At 52.9% G+C, this 17,808-nt stretch carries 15 protein-coding genes; all 15 read left to right on the top strand.

Annotated features, from left to right (window positions below; genetic code table 11):
* The first annotated feature begins 20 nt into the window (after nt 1-20).
* The 15 genes from ACLQ3M_RS11080 to leuS are packed head-to-tail and all read left to right on the top strand — an operon-like array spanning nt 21 to nt 17,651.
* Nucleotides 21-836 (top strand): TrmH family RNA methyltransferase, encoded by an 816-nt coding sequence (locus ACLQ3M_RS11080; RefSeq protein ID WP_411677743.1) that lies wholly within the window; start codon nt 21-23, stop codon nt 834-836.
* Nucleotides 833-2,008: a DNA-processing protein DprA gene (dprA, locus tag ACLQ3M_RS11085; protein WP_411677744.1), complete on the top strand. Its 1,176-nt coding sequence runs from the start codon at nt 833-835 to the stop codon at nt 2,006-2,008. Before ACLQ3M_RS11080 ends, dprA begins: the two co-directional genes overlap by 4 nt.
* Nucleotides 2,009-2,066: 58 nt before the next feature.
* Nucleotides 2,067-4,148, top strand: coding sequence for a type I DNA topoisomerase (topA, locus tag ACLQ3M_RS11090; protein WP_411677745.1), 2,082 nt, complete (start codon nt 2,067-2,069; stop codon nt 4,146-4,148).
* Nucleotides 4,145-5,452 carry a methylenetetrahydrofolate--tRNA-(uracil(54)-C(5))-methyltransferase (FADH(2)-oxidizing) TrmFO gene (gene trmFO / locus ACLQ3M_RS11095; protein WP_411677746.1) on the top strand — a complete coding sequence of 436 codons (1,308 nt, stop codon included), beginning with the start codon at nt 4,145-4,147 and terminating at the stop codon, nt 5,450-5,452. Before topA ends, trmFO begins: the two co-directional genes overlap by 4 nt.
* Nucleotides 5,453-5,482: 30 nt before the next feature.
* Nucleotides 5,483-6,487, top strand: coding sequence for a phosphate acyltransferase PlsX (gene plsX, locus ACLQ3M_RS11100; protein WP_411677747.1), 1,005 nt, complete (start codon nt 5,483-5,485; stop codon nt 6,485-6,487).
* Between the two features lie 24 nt (nt 6,488-6,511).
* Nucleotides 6,512-7,186 carry a ribonuclease III gene (gene rnc / locus ACLQ3M_RS11105; RefSeq protein ID WP_411677748.1) on the top strand — a complete coding sequence of 225 codons (675 nt, stop codon included), beginning with the start codon at nt 6,512-6,514 and terminating at the stop codon, nt 7,184-7,186.
* Entirely contained in the window at nt 7,186-8,211 is a 1,026-nt protein-coding gene (locus ACLQ3M_RS11110; RefSeq protein ID WP_411677749.1) for an elongator complex protein 3, read from the top strand. The genes rnc and ACLQ3M_RS11110 overlap by 1 nt, the downstream gene beginning before the upstream one ends.
* The gene (gene smc / locus ACLQ3M_RS11115; protein WP_411677750.1) at nt 8,202-11,774 is read left to right on the top strand and encodes a chromosome segregation protein SMC; all 3,573 of its coding nucleotides are present in this window, start codon (nt 8,202-8,204) and stop codon (nt 11,772-11,774) included. Before ACLQ3M_RS11110 ends, smc begins: the two co-directional genes overlap by 10 nt.
* A 17-nt stretch (nt 11,775-11,791) precedes the next feature.
* Nucleotides 11,792-12,736 carry a signal recognition particle-docking protein FtsY gene (gene ftsY / locus ACLQ3M_RS11120; protein ID WP_411677751.1) on the top strand — a complete coding sequence of 315 codons (945 nt, stop codon included), beginning with the start codon at nt 11,792-11,794 and terminating at the stop codon, nt 12,734-12,736.
* Entirely contained in the window at nt 12,711-13,289 is a 579-nt protein-coding gene (rdgB, locus tag ACLQ3M_RS11125) for an RdgB/HAM1 family non-canonical purine NTP pyrophosphatase (RefSeq protein ID WP_411677752.1), read from the top strand. The genes ftsY and rdgB overlap by 26 nt, the downstream gene beginning before the upstream one ends.
* A gap of 2 nt (nt 13,290-13,291) precedes the next feature.
* Nucleotides 13,292-13,597, top strand: coding sequence for a YhbY family RNA-binding protein (locus ACLQ3M_RS11130; protein ID WP_411677753.1), 306 nt, complete (start codon nt 13,292-13,294; stop codon nt 13,595-13,597).
* A 35-nt stretch (nt 13,598-13,632) separates the two neighbouring features.
* Nucleotides 13,633-14,256 (top strand): nicotinate-nucleotide adenylyltransferase, encoded by a 624-nt coding sequence (gene nadD, locus ACLQ3M_RS11135; protein WP_411677754.1) that lies wholly within the window; start codon nt 13,633-13,635, stop codon nt 14,254-14,256.
* Nucleotides 14,237-14,830, top strand: coding sequence for a bis(5'-nucleosyl)-tetraphosphatase (symmetrical) YqeK (gene yqeK / locus ACLQ3M_RS11140; RefSeq protein ID WP_411677755.1), 594 nt, complete (start codon nt 14,237-14,239; stop codon nt 14,828-14,830). Before nadD ends, yqeK begins: the two co-directional genes overlap by 20 nt.
* Before the next feature lie 2 nt (nt 14,831-14,832).
* Nucleotides 14,833-15,186: a ribosome silencing factor gene (gene rsfS, locus ACLQ3M_RS11145; RefSeq protein ID WP_066650531.1), complete on the top strand. Its 354-nt coding sequence runs from the start codon at nt 14,833-14,835 to the stop codon at nt 15,184-15,186.
* 59 nt (nt 15,187-15,245) lie between these two features.
* Nucleotides 15,246-17,651 (top strand): leucine--tRNA ligase, encoded by a 2,406-nt coding sequence (gene leuS / locus ACLQ3M_RS11150; protein WP_411677756.1) that lies wholly within the window; start codon nt 15,246-15,248, stop codon nt 17,649-17,651.
* Nucleotides 17,652-17,808: the final 157 nt, after the last annotated feature.

Below are 17,808 nucleotides of genomic sequence, written 5' to 3' on the forward strand. Positions count from 1 at the left end.
TCCGTTGGGAGTTCTTGCGAATGCCCGAAATAATTTTGAGCCGCAGAAATGAAATCATTCAATCAGCAATACGGCTTTCCGGTTCCGCGGATTACCGCAGAGCACGCGGACTGTATTTCCTGGAGGGCGCGCGGCTGTGTTCAGACGCAGCATGCAGCGGCGTTACGGTGCAAAAACTGCTTTATACCGAACGCGCCGGGGAGAAATACGCGAAGTATCTGTCCTCCGTTCTGAAAACCGCGCAGGAGGTTTATTTTGTCGGCCCGCAGGCAGCGCAGGCGCTGTCCTGCACAAAGTCGCCTCAGGGTATTTTCTGCGTCTGTGAAATGCCGCGGAAAATTCAGCATGTTGCCGACCTAAACAGAAGCGGTCCGTATCTCGCACTCGAAAATTTGCAGGACCCCGCTAATATGGGAACGATTCTCCGTACAGCGGAAGCTCTTGGAGTTTACGGGGTCATATTGGGTGGAAGCTGCTGTGATATATATTCTCCAAAGGTGCTTCGCGCATCGATGGGGGCTGTGTTCCGTATGCCTATTTTTATGGAAGAAAATTTGCCTGCGGCGTTTTTTGAGCTGAACCGCCGGGGCTTTCTTACCGCCGCGGCGGTTCCGGATTCAGATGCTCTGCCTGTGACAAAAATGGATTTTTCCGTTCCGTGCGTGCTTACGGTCGGAAACGAGGGCAACGGGCTGACGGAGGAAACCCGAAAGGCCTGTTCCGTTCAGGTTACCATTCCTATGCTGGGAAGAGCGGAGTCCCTGAACGCTTCCGCTGCTGCGGCCGTTTTGATTTGGGAAATGATAAGGAACCGGGCGGGAGGCGCTGGCCGATGAGTGATCTTGACCCGAGAGCATACTGGCTGTGGCTGCAGCACGCACTTGGAGCGGGCAGCTCCAAGCCAAACCGAGTCCTGGAGGGCTGGAATAATCTGGCGGAATTTTATGGAGGCGGTCGGGAAGCATGGCTGTTGGAAGGATATTTCACGGCGAAAGAACTCCGCAGCATGGAGTCATACTCTGTTTCCGACGCACGGGCGCTTTTACAGTACTGCGATCAAATAGGGCAGAAGGTTGTCACCCCGGACTGTGATGAATATCCGGCTCCGCTGCGGCAGATTCACAATCCGCCGTGCGCGCTCTATTATAAGGGGACGCTTCCCGATTTCAGCAAAGAACCCGCCATATCGATTGTCGGAACCAGAAAGGCGACGCAAACCGGAAAGACGGTTGCCCGAAGCTTCGCCTATGAGCTTGCGAAAAACGATGTGATCATCGTCAGCGGCGGCGCGCTCGGCATTGATACGGCTGCGCATCAGGGGGCGCTTCAGGCGGGCGGAAAAACCGCTTGTATTCTTGGCTGCGGTATCGATACGGCGTATCTGGCGGCAAACGCCACCCTGCGGGACACCATTGCGTCCAAAGGCGTGCTGATTTCCGAATTTCCACCGCAGACACAGGCATCCGGATCGAATTTTCCCATCCGCAACCGAATTATCTCAGGGCTTTCTCTCGGCACGCTTGTCGTGGAGGCCGCGGCAAGGAGCGGATCTTTGATTACGGCGGATTACGCTCTGGAACAGGGGCGCGATGTTTTTGCCGTCCCGGCAGGTATTTTCAGCCCTGTTTCAGCGGGAGTCAACAGCTTGATTAAGTCCGGAGCAAAGCCTGTCAGCGGGGCAAAAGAGATCCTTGAAGAATATCCTGAATGGATAAAAAGTAAATTTTTCCTTGACGATACAAAAACAAATGTTATTATAGAAGAGAATGGCGCGAAATGCGGTTCTTTCAAAGAAGATAAAAAGCAGACGGAAATCTGTGCGGATAAATTTTCACCGGACGCGCAAATACTATTGTCCAGCTTAACCAACAGGCCGCGCCAGATTGCCGAATTGTCCGAAAGTACACAAATACCGGTTGCGCGGCTCCTTTCCGCCGTGACCGAATTGGAACTGGAAGGCGCAATTGAATCCCATTCAGGCCGCAGATACAGTCTGCGGCGCTCATAGTTTTCCTCTGCATTCTTTGGAATGAGAAAGAAAATGCTTAATAATAAGAGGTGGTTTTATGTCCAAGCTGGTGATCGTTGAATCCCCGGCAAAAGCAAAAACAATTAAAAAATATCTGGGAACCGGTTTTGATGTCGTTGCTTCCATGGGGCATGTGCGCGATCTGCCCCAAAATCGGTTGAGCGTAGATATAAAAAATAAATTTAAGCCCAAATATGAGATTATTAAGGGGAAGGAAAAACTGGTACAGGATCTGAAGGACCTTGCCGAAAAAAGCGATTCCATCCTGCTCGCGACCGACCCTGATCGGGAGGGGGAGGCAATTTCGTGGCATTTGGCATATATTCTCGGCCTTGATATGGACCAGAAAAACCGGGTTACTTTTAATGAAATTACAAAAACCGGCGTTACAAACGGAATGCAGAATCCGAGAAACATTGATATCGACTTGGTGAATGCACAGCAGGCCCGCCGGATTCTGGACCGGTTGGTCGGTTACAAGCTCAGCCCGTTCCTGTCCCAGAAAATCAGGCGCGGCCTCTCCGCCGGACGTGTGCAGTCGGTTGCGGTTCGAATCATTGTGGACAGGGAAAATGAAATCCGCAGTTTTGTTCCGGAAGAATACTGGACGATCGACGCGAAGTTTGTCCCCAAGGGCTCCCGCAAAACCTTTGCCGCCAGTTTCTACGGCGATACAAACGGTAAAATGAAAATTTCCAGCGAAGAGGAATCCAACCGAATTCTGGAAGATCTGAAGGACGCCGATTTCAACATTGTTAAAGTGAAAAAGGGAACAAGACGCAAATCTCCGGCTCCTCCGTTTATCACTTCAACTCTCCAGCAGGAAGCCTCGCGCAGGCTTGGCTTTCAGGCGAGAAGAACGATGAAGGCGGCGCAGGAGCTGTACGAAGGCGTGGAAGTCCCCGGGCTCGGAGCGGTCGGTTTGATCACTTACATGAGGACGGACTCCCTTCGCATCTCGGAAGACGCGGTTCACGAGGCAAGTGATTATATCCGTGAACGATGGGGCGACAAATATCTTCCGGATGCCCCCCGCCATTTTAAATCCAGAGCCAACGCTCAGGACGGCCACGAGGCGATTCGCCCTTCCATGCCGTCCCTTCCGCCGGAAAAAGTCAAGGAAAGCCTGTCCTCCGACCAGTATAAGCTTTACAAACTGATTTGGGAACGCTTTCTGGCAAGCCAGATGTCAAACTGCCTGCAGAGTACCACGCAGGCCGAGATTCAGGCGAAGAATTACATCTTTAAAGCGTCCGGCTTTACCGTAACGTTTGACGGTTTTACCGTGCTTTACGAAGAGGCAAAGGATGAAAAGGACGAAGCCGGAGTTACGCTGCCGCCCTTGGAGAACGGAATGCCGTTGAAATTAAAGGAGATTGCGGGCAGTCAGCATTTTACACAGCCGCCCCCGCGTTTTACGGAAGCGTCGCTGATTAAAGCGCTGGAAGAAAACGGGATCGGCCGCCCGTCCACTTATGCCGCGACGATTTCAACCATAACGGGAAGGGAATATGTGGTAAGGGACGGAAAAGCCCTGAAGCCGACCGAGCTGGGCGAAACCGTAACCAATTTGATGAAAGAACGATTTCCCAAAATCGTAAACATCAAATTTACCGCGCAGGTGGAAAGCAACCTTGACGAGGTTCAGAGCGGCAAAACAAATTGGGTGGAAACCCTTGAAGATTTCTACGGAGACTTCGACCAGACGCTGAAGACCGCGAAAGAGGAGATGCAGGGGGTCAAAATCCAGCTCAAGGAGGATGTGACCGACGTCATCTGTGAAAAATGCGGGCGGCATATGGTCATTAAAAACGGCCGTTACGGTAAATTCCTTGCTTGCCCGGGATATCCCGAATGCAAAAATGTAAAAAAATATGTGCAGGAAACCGGCGCGGAATGCCCGAAGTGCGGCGGGAAAGTCATTGTGAAAAAGACAAAAAAAGGCCGCGTTTTTTACGGCTGCTCCAATTACCCAAACTGCGACTTCGTTTCGTGGGATGAACCCTCCAAGGAAAAATGCCCGAGGTGCGGCAAGACCCTTCTGAAGAAAAAAGGGAAAAATCCAAAGCTGTACTGTGTCACGCCCGACTGCGGTTTTGAAAAAACGGAGGAAGAATGAGGATTCGGGTAATCGGCGCCGGCCTTGCCGGATGTGAGGCGGCGTGGAAAATTGCCGAGGCCGGAATTCCGGTTGAGCTTTATGAAATGAAGCCGCTTCGCTTTTCGCCCGCGCACCACAGCGAAAATTTCGCGGAACTGGTCTGTTCCAATTCCCTGAAGGCTGAAAGAACGGAAAGCGCCGCGGGCCTATTAAAGGCTGAAATGAAAAGGCTTGGCTCTTTGCTTTTGTCCTGCGTGGATTCCTGCCGTGTTCCCGCCGGCGGCGCGCTTGCGGTTGACCGCGACCTTTTTGCACGGACGGTTACGGAGAAAATCGCATCCCATCCGATGATTCAGATTCTCCGGGAAGAAGTGAACGAAATCCCGGCGGATGGAATCGCGGTCATCGCAACAGGACCTTTAACCTCCGATGCGCTGGCCGGAAAAATATCCGCTTTATGCGGCGGGAGTCTGAGCTTTTTTGACGCGGCCGCGCCGATTGTAACGGCGGAAAGCCTGAATATGGAGCGGATTTTCGCTGCCTCCCGCTATGAAAGGGGAGACGACGCCGCATACCTGAACTGCCCGATGAACCGTGAGGAGTACGAACGGTTTTATGAGGAACTGGTCCATGCTCAACGCGCCCCGCTCCACGAATTCGACGCGGCCGACCCGAAGGTCTATGAGGGCTGCATGCCGGTGGAGATTATGGCGCGCCGCGGGCCGGATACCATCCGGTTCGGACCGATGAAGCCGGTTGGCCTGCGGGATCCCATGACCGGGCACCGCCCGTGGGCCGTGCTTCAGCTCCGGCAGGAAAACGAGTCTGGGACCATGTATAATCTGGTGGGGTTTCAGACTAATCTGAAATTTGCGGAACAAAAACGCGTGTTTGGAATGATTCCCGGACTGGAGCACGCAGAATACGCGCGGTACGGGGTGATGCACCGCAATACGTTTCTGAATTCTCCGACGGTGCTGTCGTCCGGCTTTGCGTTCAGAAAGAATCCGGACTTGTTTTTCGCGGGGCAGATCACGGGGGTGGAGGGTTACATGGAATCCGCCGCTTCCGGGATCATGGCCGGAATCAACGCGGTTCGGCGACAGCGCGGCAAGTCTCCCCTTGTACTGCCGGAAACAACCATGATCGGTGCTCTGAGCCGTTATGTCGAATCCGGCGGAACCGGTAATTTTCAGCCGATGGGAGCTAATTTCGGCGTGATTCCTCCGCTGCCGGAAAAAATCCGGGACAAGCGGGAACGCTACGCCGCTTTGGCTGCCCGGGCGCTGGAAGACCTGGACCGGGCTCTGACGGAAAAATAAAATATGCTCATTTGAATCGAGGTGCTGGATATGAAAATCATCGTTGATGCATTTGGCGGCGATAACGCTCCGCTCGAAATCATCAAGGGATGCGCGGACGCCGTGAAAGGCCTGGACGTCGATATCGTTCTGACCGGCCGCGAACAGGAAATCCGCAGGGTCGCGCAGGAGAACGGCATAACGCTCGAACGGATGGAAATCTGCGACGCTCCCGACGTCATTACCATGGAAGACTCCGCCGGGGATATCATGAAAGCAAAATCGGATTGTTCCATGGCCCTGGGGCTTCGTCTGCTTGCGCAGGCAAAAGGGGACGCCTTTGTTTCCGGAGGGAACAGCGGCGCTCTTGTTGTCGGTGCCACACTGATTGTTAAGCGAATCAAGGGAGTGCGCCGGATTGCATTTGCCCCCATTATGCCGAAAAACAAAGGATGCTTTATGCTCATCGACAGCGGCGCAAACGTGGACTGCAAACCTGAAATGCTGCAGCAGTTCGGCATTATGGGCTCCATTTATATGGAAAAGGTTATGGGGATAAAACTACCCCGCGTCGCGCTTGCAAACATCGGTGTGGAGGACCACAAAGGCGGCGAGCTCCAGCACAGTTCGTTTGCTTTGCTGAAAAATTCCGGCCTGAATTTTATCGGCAACATCGAAGCCCGCGATATCCCGGACGACGCCGGAGACGTCATTGTGGCGGACGGGTTTACGGGCAATGTTATCTTAAAGCTTTATGAAGGCGTCGCGCTGATGTTGATGGGGAAGTTAAAGGATATTTTCACGCACAGCTTGAAAAACAAGCTGGCCGCCGCCATTGTGCTCGGCGATGTAAAAGCACTCAAGCAAAATTTCGATTACAACGAATACGGCGGAGCGCCGCTGATGGGATGCTCAAAGCCCGTATTCAAAACCCATGGCAGTGCGAAGGCGAAAACAGTTTACAATGCTCTGCGGCTGACGAAAGCCTATGTGGAAGGCAATGTGGTTGATGAAATTGCCACTAGCATCGCGAAATACGGAGCGAACGAAAAATAAAAATAAGGACTGGGGGCGGACGGATTGACCGAACTGGAAGAAAAGCTCGGATATCATTTTAAAAACAAGGATTACCTGAAAACTGCGTTGACCCACTCCTCTTACGCGAATGAAAATAAAGTCCCCGGAGGAAGCAATGAGAGACTGGAGTTTTTGGGAGATTCCATTCTCGGGCTGGTGGTGGCGGATTATCTGTATAAGAGTTTCCCCCGCCTGCCGGAGGGGGACCTGACCAAAAAGAGAGCGGCGCTGGTCTGTGAAAAGGCCTGCTGCGGGTTTTCGCGTCAGCTCGGAGTGGGAAAATATCTTTTGTTAAGCCGGGGAGAACAGAACTCAGGCGGAAGAACCCGTTCTTCCATACTTGCGGATGCTTTTGAATCGATTACCGCCGCGATTTATCTGGACGGCGGGATGGAAGAAAGCCGCGAATTTGTGCTGCGTTTTGTTCTGCCTCTCTTAAAGGAGACAAAGCCGAAAATCTTTAAGGATTATAAAACGTCGCTGCAGGAAATCGTACAGAAAAACCCTGAGGAAACGCTGGAATACGTCCTGACTGGGGAAAGCGGACCGGATCATGACAAGCATTTCACAGTCGAGGTCCGTCTGGACCATAATGTGATCGGCAAAGGCGGGGGCCGAAGCAAAAAAGAGGCGGAGCAGCAGGCGGCGCGCGAGGCGCTGGAACTGATGGGGTACTGATGCGTCACGCAAACGTAGCTCTTTTTGTCCCAAACAACGGCTGTCCGCATGCATGCAGTTTTTGCAGTCAGAAAACGATTACGGGGAAAGCCTTTCAGCCGAAAGCGGCGGATGTTGTTTCCGCCGTGGAAACGGCGTTGTCCGATTTGGGACCGAAATCGAAGTTTGCCGAAATCGCCTTCTTCGGCGGCAGCTTTACCGGGGTGGAACGCAATTACATGATCTCTCTTCTGAAAGCGGCGTACCCATATGTAAAAAGCGGTTCCTTCGCGGGAATCCGGATCTCCACACGCCCGGACGCGATCGACCGTGAGGTCCTATCCGTTCTGCGGGAATACGGAGTAACGACCATCGAGCTTGGCGCGCAGAGCATGGACGACAGAGTCCTTGAATGGAATGAAAGAGGGCATACCGCGGAACAGGTAAGAACTGCGGCCGCCCTGATCCGCTCACAGGGGTTTTCCCTTGGACTCCAGATGATGACGGGCCTGTACGGCGACACTCTGCCCGGCGCGGTCGCGACCGCGGAGCAGATTGCGACTCTGAATCCCGATTGTGTGAGGATCTATCCGACGATTGTTCTGAAAGGGACAAAACTCGGCGAACTGTACCGGGAGGGGAAGTACCGCCCTCCCGGTCTGGAAGAAACGGTCGGCTTATGCGCCGATCTGCTGGATCTTTTTGAGGGAAAACACATCCCTGTAATTCGTCTTGGCCTGCACGCGTCTCTCGAATTGGAGCGCGACATGCTTGCGGGGCCGTGGCATCCCGCTTTCCGCGAACTTTGCGAAAGCAGACGAATGCTCGACCGGATCACACGCGCCCTTCGTGAGAATCACGTGCCGGAGGGGAACATCACCATTCGGGTCAATCCTACGGGCGTCTCCGTTGCGATCGGGCAAAAAAAGAGAAATCTTCAGGCGCTTTCGGCGCTTGGGTATTCCGCGAAAGTGGAGCGGGATTTATCGTTAAAGCAAGGGGAATTTCAAATTGATTTGGATGGAGGGAAAAGGATTTGCTGCTGAAATCGCTGGAACTTCAGGGATTTAAGACGTTTCCGGACCGGACAACGCTTACCTTCCACAACGGCATCACAGGGGTTGTCGGCCCAAACGGAAGCGGAAAAAGCAATATCAGCGACGCGGTTCGATGGGTCCTTGGGGAACAGTCCGTCCGTTCTTTGCGCTGCACAAAAATGGAGGACGTCATATTCGGCGGAACGCCGGCGCGTAAGGCGCTCGGCTTTGCCGAGGTTACCCTGAATATCGACAACACCGGACGTCAGCTTCCTTTCGATTCCGACAGTGTTTCCGTAACGCGGAGATATTACCGCTCCGGAGAAAGCGAATACCTGATCAACAAGACAAATGTCAGACTGAAGGATATTAACGAGTTGTTTATGGACACCGGCCTGGGCCGGGACGGGTATTCCATGATCGGCCAGGGAAAAATCGACGCCATTGTCGCGGCGCGCAGCGAGGACCGCAGAGAAATTTTTGAAGAAGCCGCCGGAATTTCCCGTTTTCGCTACCGCAGGGAAGAGTCGGAACGGCGCCTGTCCCAGGCGGAAGACAATCTGGTCCGCCTCAACGACATCCTTGCCGAACTCGAAAGCCGCGTCGGTCCGCTGGGGGAACAGGCGGAAAAAGCAAAGGAGTACCTCAAGCTTGCGGAGGAAAAAAGAAAGCTGGAAATCAGCCTGTGGCTGAGAACATTAACCCAGTCTTCGCTTACTCTGCGGGAGCAGGAGGATAAAATTCTTGCGGCAAAAACGCAGCACGACGCCGCGGAACAGGCAATTCTGGCTCTGGATGAGGAACTGGAAAAGATCTTCAGCCGCTCGAATCAGTGCTCTGCCAAAATCGATGAGACCAGAAGAGAAAGCACATCATTGGATGAAAACGCCGCGCAGAAGGACGCGGATGCCTCCGTTTTAAAAAACGATATTTTACATAACAATGAGAACAAGGAACGGATCCGGTCCGAAATTGAGCAGTACCGTCTTTCCGGGGAAGAGCTTCTTCGGATGATAGAGGATAAGAAAAAACAAATTGCAGAGAAGACAGAATCCATCAGATCGAGAGACGCAGATTTTGCCGACTGTTCCGAGCGGCTGGAACAACTGAAGAACAGCCTGAACGAAACGGCGGGCAGGATGGACGGCTTTACCCGCGAGATGACAAATCTTTCCGCTCAGGCCACGGACGTAAAGATGAATGAAATGACCGCGGCCGCCTCTATCGCGGAAATCCGGCTTCGTTTGAATGAAATACATAAAAACATGGAGGAAACAGACTCCAGAAATGAATCGCTGAGGAAAAAAGAGGAAGAATATCTACAAAAACTGGAAAACCTGAATCAGCGAATCAAAACGCTCGGCAACACCGTTCAGGGCCACGAGATGCGCCTGAAATCCCGAAAAGACCGGTTGGAAGCCTCCCGCAGGCAAAGCGACAGCCTTCGCCTGGACTTGGAAGAGCATCTGCGCAGAGTCCGTCTGCTGGAAGACCTCGAACGAAATCTTGAGGGCTTTTCCCAGAGCGTGAAGGTTGTGATGAAAGAAACCGCGCGCGGTGCGCTGACCGGAATCCACGGGCCGGTTTCCCGACTGATCCGCGTTCCGAAAGATTATTCCGTCGCCATTGAAACGGCGCTCGGCGCTTCCATGCAGAATGTCGTCGTCGGCACGGAACAGGACGCAAAACGCGCGATCGGCCTGCTGAAAGAACGAAATTCGGGACGTGCCACATTCCTTCCGCTTTCCGTCATCCGGGGCAGAGTCCTTTCGGAATCGGGTTTGTCTTCCTGCCCTGGATTTGTCGGAGTTGCTTCCGAATTGTGTGCCTGTGATCCTCAATATCAGGAGATTTTGAATTCTCTTCTGGGCAGAATCGCGGTAGCGGAAAATCTGGATTTTGCCGTTGCCATCGCCGGAAAATTCGGGTACCGTTTCCGCGTGGTTACGCTGGACGGCCAGGTTGTAAACGCGGGCGGCTCGCTGACGGGCGGCTCGCTCGCAAGAAACTCCGGACTTCTGAGCAGGGCCGCCGAGATCGAGACATTGAAAAAAAAGGCCGGGGAGCTTCGCTGTAAGGCGGAACGATCCGCGGAAGCGCTGAAATCGGCAGCGCAGGAGGTGTCCGCGGAGGAAGCGGCCCTTTCGACAACAAAAGGAGAACTCGCGACCGCGCAGGAGGAAAAAATCCATGCCGACGCGGAACACCGCAGAATTCTTGCGGATTTGCAGACCGCGGAAAAGGGCGCCGAAAACCTACGCCTGGAAGAGGCGACGGCCGAGACGCGCCTGAAAGAACAGGAAGAAACCGTCCGCGGCGCCCGCCAGAAATCAGAAGAATTAAACGGCCTTATCGAGGCGCTGAAAGCCGAGCTGGAAAAAGCGGGCGGCAACCGAAGGGAACTCACGGCTCAGTTGGACGAACTTACCTCTTCCCTGAAACAAATCGAGTTGGACAGGCTTTCCGCTCAAAAGGATGCAGAGTCCTTGAAACAAGCCGCAGGGGAATTGGAAGAACGCAGGCTGGGCCAGAAAGAAAAACTCGGCGCATTGGCGGATGAAATAAAATCAATCGAAGCCTCCACGGCCGAACTGACCGCCAGAATAGAAAGTCTTGGCAAAGAGGCGGAAGAATTAAAGCTTCAATCGGTGCAGGCATCCCAAAAAGCAGAAGAACTCAGTCAGGAACGCATGGAGCTGGAAAAGAAATCGGTGGAGCTGCGCGCGGCAGAACGTGAAAAATCAGAGGAAAAAGAAAAAGTCGGTCATGAGCTTGCTCGTTTGGAAGAGCGCCGGATCAGCCTGCAGAAGGAATACGACGAAATCATTTCGCACCTCTGGGAAGAATACGAACTGACCCGCAGAGAAGCGGAACAGGAAGCGGAACCCGCGTCGGACCCGAAGGAAGCTCAGCGTAGACTGAGCGAATTGAAGGGTCGGATTAAATTGCTTGGTACGGTAAACCTGTCCGCAGTCGAGGAGTATAAGGAAGTATCCGAACGTTATGAATTTATGAAAGCGCAGATCGCGGACGTGGAACAGTCCAGAGATGAGCTGAAAAAACTCATCGGCGGGTTGACCGAGCGAATGAGGGACCTGTTTGCGGGCCGGTTTGAACAGATCAACCGTTATTTTTCGGAAACCTTCCGTGACCTGTTCGCCGGAGGAAAGGCGGGACTTTCCCTCAGTGAGCCGGATGACGTGCTGAGCTCCGGCATTGAAATTTCCGTGCAGCCGCCGGGTAAGATTGTTTCCCACCTGGAGGCTCTGTCCGGCGGCGAAAAGGCGCTGGTCGCGATCGCACTTTATTTTGCGATTATGAAAGTAAATCCGCCGCCGTTTTGCGTGCTGGATGAAATCGAGGCGGCGCTTGACGACGTGAACGTCGACCGTTTTGCCGCCTATCTCCGCAGGATGACCGCGAACACGCAGTTCATTGTCATCACGCACCGGCGCGGCAGCATGGAGGAAGCCGACGTCCTGTACGGCGTAACCATGCAGGACGAGGGCGTTTCCAAAATGCTGGAAATGCCCGCTTCAGAAATAGAAACAAAAATGGGAATCAGGCCTTAAGGGCGAAAGGGGGACCCATGGGATTATTTTCGAAAATCAGGGACGGTCTGAAAAAGACCAGGGAAAGCATGAGCGCATCCGTTTCGGCCATGCTGAACTCCTTTACAAAAATAGACGAATCTCTGTTTGAGGAACTGGAAGAACTTTTAATTATGGGCGACGTGGGGGTCGAGACCGCCGGCCGTGTCTGTGAAGAGCTGCGCCGAAAAGTCAAGGAACAGGGTGTCAAAGACCCAAACGACGTTTATGATCTGCTGCGCACCATCGTAGCGGATATGCTCCGGGGCGGAGACGAGCTGAAAATCGGGACAAAGCCGTCCGTGATTCTGGTGATCGGAGTCAACGGCGTAGGGAAAACAACAACGATCGGCAAGCTCGCGGCACTGCTCGAAAGTCAGGGAAAAAAAGTGATTCTGGGGGCGGCAGATACCTTCCGCGCAGCCGCGATCGAACAGCTTGAAGTTTGGGCGCAGCGCTCCGGGGCGGAACTGGTTAAGCAGACGCAGGGCAGCGACCCGGCGTCCGTAGTGTTTGATTCCATCGCGGCCGCAAAGGCGCGCGGAGCTGATGTGGTGATCTGCGACACGGCCGGGCGGCTTCACAATAAAAAGAACCTGATGGAGGAGCTTTCAAAAATCAACCGTGTCATCCAGAGAGAGGCTCCGGACGCGGATCACGAGGTTCTTCTGGTCCTCGACGCGGCCACCGGACAGAACGCCGTCAACCAGGCGCGGGAATTTCAGTCGGCCGCCGAGATTACCGGAATTGTTCTGACCAAGCTGGATGGGACGCCTAAGGGCGGCGTTGTTCTCTCCATCCGTGAAGAATTAGGTCTGCCTGTTAAGTTTATCGGAGTCGGGGAACAGGTGGACGATTTGCAGACGTTTGACGCGGACCAATTTGCAAGGGCGCTGTTCGAAAGGCGGGAGGAAACGAATGAAACTGATCATAGCGACGCATAATCCGGATAAGATCAAGGAATTCGAACGGATTTTATCTCCTCTGTCCGTGACGGTAATAACCGCAAAGCTGGACGAGGTGGAAGAAACCGGCAGCACATTTGAAGAAAACGCATTTTTAAAGGCAGATACGGCGTGCAGGGCCACCGGCTTGCCGGCCGTTGCAGATGACTCAGGGCTTGCGGTGGATATTTTGAACGGAGAGCCGGGCGTTTACTCCGCCCGGTATGCCGGAGAAGGGGCAAGCAGTGAAGACTGCAACCGAAAGCTTCTCCATGCGCTCCGCGATATTCCGGCGGAGAAAAGAAGCGCACGGTTCGTCTGCGCAATTTGCTGCGTCTTTCCAAACGGTGACAAAATCACGGCGCGCGGCGAATGCGGGGGCGCCATTGCCTTTTCCCCAAGAGGCTCCGGCGGCTTTGGGTATGACCCTCTGTTTCTGGTTGGCGACCGGTCATTCGGGGAGCTGTCCGGAGACGAAAAGGATAAAATCAGCCACCGGGGACGCGCCTTGCGTGAATTTGCCGAAAAATTGAAAAAATATGAGGAGCAATGAAAATGCTGACTGGAAAACAGCGCGCTTATCTGCGCTCGCTGGCCAATCCGATCGAAACGATTTTAATTGTGGGAAAATCCGGCATTGGCGACGATTTAATCAAGCAGGCGGATGATGCGCTGACCGCCAGGGAACTGATCAAGGGCAGAGTCCTGGAAACATCCCCCGTTTCCGCCAGAGAAGCGGCGGATCAAATCGCCGGCTTGGTTCGGGCCGAATCCGTTCAGGTAATCGGTTCCAGATTTGTTTTATACAGAAGAAATGAAAAGGATCCAAAAATAGCACTTCCCAAACAGGGAAAAAAGTAATATGATAAAAAAACAAGGGAATGCCGGGTGAAACAATGCGGAAAATAGCGGTCATGGGCGGAACCTTTAATCCGATCCACAACGGCCACCTGCATTTGGTACGCCGATTTCAACAGATCATTGGCGCCGACCGCGTGCTGCTGATTCCCACGGGGACTCCGCCGCACAAAATCGCGCCGAATCTTGCACCTGCGCGGGATCGGCTTGAAATGTGCAGACTGGCAGTACTGTCGGACGGATTTGAAGTCAGCGATATGGAGATCAGAAGAATCGGCCCCAGCTATACTTCTGATACACTGCTGGCAGTAAAAAGGGAAAATCCGGACGCGGAGCTTTTTTTTATCACGGGCGAAGACATGTTTCTGACCCTGCACGACTGGCACGAGCCGGAGGTCATTTACTCGCTGGCAACGGTGTGTTCCGCACCTAGAAGCAGCCGCGGTTGTTCTGCGCTACGGTCGTATGCGGAGAGGGTCGTTAAGAATGGAGCGAAAACAATGATCTGCGATATTCAATATTTGCCGATTTCCTCCACAATGGTTCGCGACGCCGTTAGAAGGGGTGAAGATTTGTTGGATTACGTCCCGACTGCCGTAGCCAATTATATTTATCATCATCATCTGTATTCGGAGGAACAAAATGAATCTGGAATCATATAAATCTGCAATTCGCGGTTTTCTTGGGGACAAGCGCTACGAGCATTCCGTGTGCGTTGCCCGCGCCGCGGCACATCTGGCTCAAAGATACGGCGCGGATGAAAAAAAAGCGGAAACTGCGGGGATTCTTCACGATATCATGAAAGACCTTCCGCAGGAAGAGCAGAAGAAAAAAATGAGGCAGTACGGGATTCGGCTTACGGATGTTGAAAAAAATGCGCCGAAGCTGTGGCATGCGATTTTGGCGTCGGAATATATCCGCCGTGAACTCGGTGTAACCGACCCTGAAATCCTGCAGGCCGTGCGTTACCATACAACCGGACGTGAAAATATGACTCTTCTGGATAAGATTCTGTTTATTGCGGATTTTATTTCGGATGACAGAGATTACCCCGGTGTGGATAAGTTGCGGCAAGCCGCGAAGAACAGTTTGGAACAGGCTATGATCGAGGGAATCGTTTTTACGGTAAAGGATCTGGCGGATGCCAAACGACCGATTCACCCGGATACAATTGCGGCTTATAATCAAACAGTATTGCAGAATTTGTCCATCGACACAAATCAGAAAGGTTGTTGAGAATGACGTCACTGGAACTGGCCGTGCAGGCTGCGAAAATATTGGACAGTAAAAAGGCAAAGAATCTCAAAGTCATCGGAATCCGAGATGTTTCGATTCTTGCGGATTATTTTGTTCTTGCGACCGGTACGAGCAGCACGCATGTGAAATCACTTGCGGACGAAACGGAGTTTCAGCTTGGGGAATCCGGGCTGAACCCCGGGCATAAAGAAGGTTACCGGTCAAATTCTTGGGTCCTGCTTGACTATGGGAATGTAGTGGTCCATGTGTTTACGGAGGAATCCAGGAACTTTTACGATCTGGACCGGCTCTGGCAGGACGGAGAAATCGTGGACCTTTCGAAAATGATAGAATGACTTGCGGTGCGGCCTGTTGTCCGGCCGCGAAAATGATACAATGTAGGGGCGAATAATCAATGAAATATGATCACAGGCAAATCGAAAAGAAATGGCAGGACCGCTGGGAGAAAGCCGGGGTATTTCATGCATCCGAAAGCCATGACAAGCCGAAATACTATACGCTGATCGAATTTCCGTATCCCTCCGGTCAGGGGCTTCATGTGGGGCATCCAAGATCGTATACCGCGATGGATATTATCGCGCGCAAGCGCCGTATGCAGGGTTACAATGTCCTGTACCCGATCGGCTGGGACGCGTTTGGGCTGCCCAGTGAGAACTACGCGATTAAAAACCATGTTCATCCTGCTGAAGTTACCAAGAAGAATATCGCGAGATTCAAACAACAGCTTCAATCGCTGGGCCTGTCGTTCGACTGGACGCGCGAGATCAATACAACCGACCCGGAATATTATAAATGGACACAGTGGATCTTTTTGCAGCTGTTCAAGCACGGTCTGGCCTATAAAAAAGAAATGGCCGTCAACTGGTGCACCTCCTGCAAATGCGTTCTTGCGAACGAAGAGGTGGTCAACGGCGTATGTGAACGCTGCGGCAGCGAAGTGGTTCGCAAGGTAAAATCACAGTGGATGCTGAAAATCACAGAATACGCACAGCGGCTGATTGACGATCTTGCTCTGGTGGATTATCCCGACCGTGTGAAGTCACAGCAGATCAACTGGATCGGCCGTTCCACAGGAGCCGAGGTGGACTTCAAAACGACTGCCGGCGACTGCCTTACGGTATATACCACGCGCCCCGACACACTCTACGGCGTAACATATATGGTGATTTCCCCCGAACATCCCCTTCTGGAAAAATGGAAAGGGTCGATCCGGAACGCGGACGAAGTGACCGCCTATCAGGAGGCCGCTTCCAAAAAATCAGATTTTGAACGTACGGAGGTTGCAAAAGATAAAACCGGAGTCCGTCTTGACGGAATCCGCGCAATTAATCCGGTCAACGGAACGGAAATTCCGATTTTTATTTCCGACTATGTCCTGGTTTCTTACGGAACCGGAGCAATCATGGCCGTGCCGGCTCATGATACCCGCGACTGGGAATTTGCCAAGAAGTTCAATCTTCCCATCATTGAAGTCGTTCAGGGCGGAAATGTACAGGAAGAAGCCTTTACGGACTGCGGAACCGGAATTCTGGTCAACTCAGGAATTCTTGACGGGTTATCCGTCGAAGAGGCAAAGAAAAAGATCATAGGATTTCTGACGAAGAAGGGCATCGGACGTTCCAAAGTCAACTTTAAACTGCGCGACTGGGTGTTTTCGCGCCAGCGTTACTGGGGAGAACCGATTCCAATCGTTCACTGCGAGAAGTGCGGATATGTCGCCGTTCCCGAGAGTGAGCTGCCGGTTTGCCTGCCGAACGTGAAATCCTATGAGCCGACGGACAACGGGGAATCACCGCTTGCACATATGACCGACTGGGTCAATACCACCTGCCCGCACTGCGGCGGTCCGGCCAAGAGGGAAACCGACACAATGCCCCAGTGGGCAGGTTCTTCCTGGTATTTTTTGCGCTATACCGACGCGCATAACCACGATGCTTTGGCGGGAGACGACGCCCTGAAATACTGGACGCCTGTCGACTGGTATAACGGCGGAATGGAGCATACGACGCTTCATGTGCTGTACAGCCGCTTCTGGCATAAATTTCTTTATGATATCGGTGTGGTGCCGACTCCGGAACCGTATGCCAAACGAACCAGCCACGGGATGATTCTCGGCGAAAACGGCGAAAAAATGAGCAAGTCTCGCGGAAATGTCGTCAATCCGGATGATATTGTAATTGCTTACGGCGCGGATACCATGCGCCTTTACGAAATGTTTATCGGCGATTTCGAAAAAGCCGCGCCGTGGAGTACCAACGGAATCAAAGGTTGCCGCCGCTTTATTGAGCGGTTCTGGAATCTTCAGGACATCGTCTGCGACGGGGAAGGCATCCGCTCGGAATTGGAGGTTCCGTTTAACAAGGCCATTAAAAAAGTAGGGGAAGATGTCGAGAACCTGAAGTTTAATACGGCGATTGCCGCGCTGATGTCGCTGATTAACGACATTACCGCCGTAGGCTCCATTACAAAGGGGGAACTTCGCGTCTTTACCATGCTGCTCAATCTGTTTGCACCCCATGTCTGCGAAGAAGTCTGGGCCAATCAGAAATTCGATGGGATGGTCTGCCAGCAGGAGTGGCCGAAATACGATGAAGCCAAGTGCACGGAGGAAACGATCGAGATCGCCGTCCAGGTAAACGGAAAGGTACGGGCCCATTTGTCGGTTCCGGCGGAGATTTCGAAAGAGGACGCTCTTTCCCAGGCAAAAGCGAATGGGAAAGTTTCCGCAGAGATCGATGGGAAGAAGCTGGTCAAAGAGATCTATGTTCCTTCCAAGCTGGTAAATCTCGTGGTCAGATAGTTCGATTTTAGCCGCTCTTTTCAGAGCGGTACAGCCTGTCGAAAAAGGTCCAGCGAAAGCTGGGCTTTTTCGTTGTAAAATGGTAAAATGGAGGCAGGTGATGAAAGATGCTGGAACGGGAAAAACTGCGCAGAGACGCAGTGGAATTTGTGAACAC

This window comes from Caproicibacter sp. (assembly GCF_046707225.1).
GTDB lineage: Bacteria > Bacillota > Clostridia > Oscillospirales > Acutalibacteraceae > Caproicibacter.